This window comes from Paenibacillus sp. 2TAB19 (assembly GCF_052115185.1).
Taxonomy (GTDB): domain Bacteria; phylum Bacillota; class Bacilli; order Paenibacillales; family Paenibacillaceae; genus Pristimantibacillus.
In genome coordinates this window covers 1-3,385 of sequence record NZ_JBFRGE010000168.1, presented here as the reverse complement: position 1 = coordinate 3,385, position 3,385 = coordinate 1, and the positions used below count along the sequence as shown (strand labels likewise).

Annotated in this window: 3 protein-coding genes; all 3 read right to left on the bottom strand. The window is 48.0% G+C overall.

The features are described from left to right. The coding region (locus AB4Z33_RS30585) for a carbohydrate ABC transporter permease (protein WP_442053512.1) at positions 1–719 on the bottom strand (719 nt) is incomplete at its 3' end. Beyond that, entirely contained in the window at positions 719–1,600 is an 882-nt protein-coding gene (locus AB4Z33_RS30580) for a carbohydrate ABC transporter permease (RefSeq protein WP_442053511.1), read from the bottom strand. The genes AB4Z33_RS30580 and AB4Z33_RS30585, both read right to left, overlap by 1 nt. A gap of 141 nt (positions 1,601–1,741) precedes the next feature. Beyond that, positions 1,742–3,115, bottom strand: a complete 1,374-nt coding sequence (locus AB4Z33_RS30575; protein ID WP_442053510.1) for an extracellular solute-binding protein — start codon at positions 3,113–3,115, stop codon at positions 1,742–1,744. Positions 3,116–3,385 lie beyond the last annotated feature (270 nt).

Here is a 3,385-nt window from a genome sequence, read left to right as displayed (position 1 = left end):
TCGTTAAAGGTCGCCATGCCTGTCGGCAGCGTTCGGAGCGATTCGGAAGTTATGAACAATTGGGATAAAATATACTCGTTCCAGTTGCCGATGAAGTTCAATATAAACACCGTAACGAGCGCCGGTACAGAAATCGGAACAATAATTCGGAAAAACAGCCCCGATGCGCCTAATCCGTCCATAATGCCTGCCTCCTCGAGCTCGCTTGGAATCGAAAGCATGAAGGCGTAAATAATGAAGACGGTAATCGGCAACGCATATGTGGAGTATACCAAAATTAGCGACAAATGCGTATCATAAAGCTTATGTCCGAACAGCTCAATCCCTTGAATCAAGCGGTACAGCGGGATGAACAAGGCGCCAGCCGGAACGAGCAGACCGAGCAGGATGAATTGATACACGATTTTATTCATCTTCTCGTATTTCATTCGGGAAATGGCGAATGAAGTCATCGCAGCGAACAGCAGCGTCAGCAGACATGCGGCGACGGTTACGTACACGCTATTCAGCGCGTACTTGCCGATATTGGCCGTACCCCATGCGGCTACATAGTTGTCGAAGTTGAACGAAGTCGGGAAAGACCATGTATTTTCCGTAATTTGACGATTCGTTTTGAAGGAAGACATGAACAGCCATAATAACGGGAAGAGCAATGCGACGACATAGACGAACAGGAAGCTGTGCATCCACCATTGTGAGTTTTTCATTCGTGCTGTCATTAGTACTGCACCTCCTCGCTCTTCGTTAACCGTTGCAGAATGCCAGTCAGAACCAAAATAATGATGAACATCGCAACGCCGATCGCGCTGCCGTAACCAAGCTCCATCGAGCGGAAGCCTACCTTAAGCATGTATGTCGCCATAACCTCGGTCGATTGGAACGGTCCGCCGTTCGTCATAATTTGGACAATGTCCAGCACCTTCATTGTTCCGGATACCGAGAGCAGCAGCATAACGAACAGCACCGGCTTCACGAGCGGAAGCGTAATGCTCCACGTTTCTTGCCAGCCGTTAACGCCGTCGATCTTCGATGCTTCAACGATTTCCTTCGGAATGTTCAAGATCGCAGCAAGGCATAATACGATGAAGAAACCGACGTTCTGCCAAGCATTGGCAATCAAGATGGAGAGCAGCGCGAGCTTCGGATCGGACAACCATTCGCGCGCCCAGCTTTCCGGAGCAACGAGGCGAATGAACTGATTGATCAGACCGGAATCGTAATTGTATAGAACGCCGAACAGAATCGCTACGGTAGCTGTCGATATAACAACCGGCACGAACACGGCCGATTTGTAGAAGTCACGCATCCGTCTAACTTTGCTGATGATGATCGAGATCAGGAAGACGAGCGGAATATTCACGATTAAGGAAAATACCATGAAGTAGAAGTTGTTCAGTAACGCTTTTCTAAATACTTCATCGTCCCAGAGCCTTACGAAGTTTTCGAAACCTATAAATACTTTCTCGGTAATACCATCCCACCTGAAGAAACCGTAAATGAAAGAAACGATAACCGGATAACAGAAAAATATGGCGTACAAGACGAGCGTTGGAATAATGAACGCGATATAGGTGATCGGGTTTTTGAGCGCTTTGTTCATAGCTTCCCTCTCCTTAACAGTTTTGCGAATACGATTCACTTGTAAGCGATACCGCGTCCAAGGGTGAAAGAGGGTGTCCTCCTGCAAGGAAGGACACCCTCTCGCCCATCAGGATCGATTGTCATGTGTCGCTATTGTCAATTACTGAGCTGCATTCGCTTTCACTTGGGAAGCTTGAATTTTCTCAGCTACTTTTTCAGGCGTGCTTACTTTACCGATCAGCTCTTGGATGCCAACGTTGATATCAGCGCCTACTGCCGGTTGAACGATAGCGTCGTATGCTTTCCACGAGCTCGAAGCGTTAGCCATTACCGTCAAGATTTCAGTTGTAAGCGGATCTACACCGGACAGGTCGCTCAGCTTCATGGAAGGAAGCAATTTGTCTTCCACTAGCGTACGTTTTTGTACTTCTTCCGTATAGAAGTTAGCGATGAATTTCTTAACCGCTGCGATTTGATCTTCGTTCAGGTTAGCCGAGAAGCCGAAGCCGTTCGAGTACGATGCGTTGATCGACGTTTGATCGCCTGCGCCGCCTTCGATGGACGGGAATGCGAAGTAGCCGATTTGACCTTTCAGTTCGCCAGCTTCGTCGCCGGAGAAACGGTTCGCGTCCCATGTTCCCGTGAACACCATTGCGGCTTTGCCGGAAAGCAATTGCGCGCCTTGATCTGCGTATGCAAGTCCGAGAGCGCCTTTCGTGAAGTAGTCTTTGTTCACAAGCTCAGCGTAGGAAGCAAGACCTTTAACGAAGTTTTCGTCTGTCCATTTCGCTTCGCCGGATACGACTTTGCTGAAAGCGTCGATGCCTACGTTACGTTCCATAATCGTGTTCCACATCATGCCGTTAACCCAGCCGTCTTTGGCAGCAAGACCAAATGGCGTGTAACCTGCAGCTTTGATTTTGTCGGAAATTTCAAGCAATTGCGCCCAAGTCGTAGGGATTTCCAGACCTAGCTCGGAGAAAATTTTCTTATTGTAGAAGATAGCTTCGCTATAGCCGCCGAAAGGAAGGCCRTATACTTTGCCGTCGATCGTGAACTCATCCAAGCTCGCGAACTTGTCTTTAATGCCAAGCTCTTCGATGATCGGTGTCAGGTCAAGCATGCGGTTTGCTTTCACATACAGGTTAAGGTCAGCGCCGCCGAATACTTCGAAGATGTCTGGAGGATTGCCTGCAGCCATCTCGGCTTTCAGCTTCTGATCGCGGTTAACGATCTCGTCGATGCCTTCAAGCTTGAACGTCAAGCCTTTGTTCTCATCTTGTGTTTTTGCAACGACATCTTCTAGGATTTTCAAGCGTGTTTTGCTTGTTTCTTTAATTTGTGTGTGACGAAGGGACAATGTTACGTCTTTCGCTTCCTCTTCCGGCGCTTTCGTCTCTATCGGTGCGTTCGTTGCGTCCGTGCCTTCGTTAGCCGGCTTGTTGTTGCCGCCGTTGTTGTTGCCGCCGCAAGCGGATGCGACCAACATCACGGATACCAATGCAACAGCGATACTCGTAAATTTTCTTTTCATTTGAAAGACCTCCTCGTTTATGGTGTTGCCTGTTTGCCTCGCACACTCATTATAGGACGCCGAAGCCTATCGCTAGGAGGTCCAAAAAACAATAAGTTAGGGATACAATTCTACTTTTTTGATGAGGAGGGATAAAATCTTATAGCCCGCCGGGTTACTTTTCCCGACAGGCTATGTAAATTTATCTTACGTATTAGTGACGCAAATCCTCGGTTATTTGCTTGACTACTTCGTAAAACCGTCTCCACTCTCCGTTTTCACTATGCAATC

Bases quoted from the DNA above. Each gene is read 5' to 3' on its own strand.
- AB4Z33_RS30580 (WP_442053511.1), bottom strand. From the start codon at position 1,600: ATGAACAAAGCGCTCAAAAACCCGATCACCTATATCGCGTTCATTATT.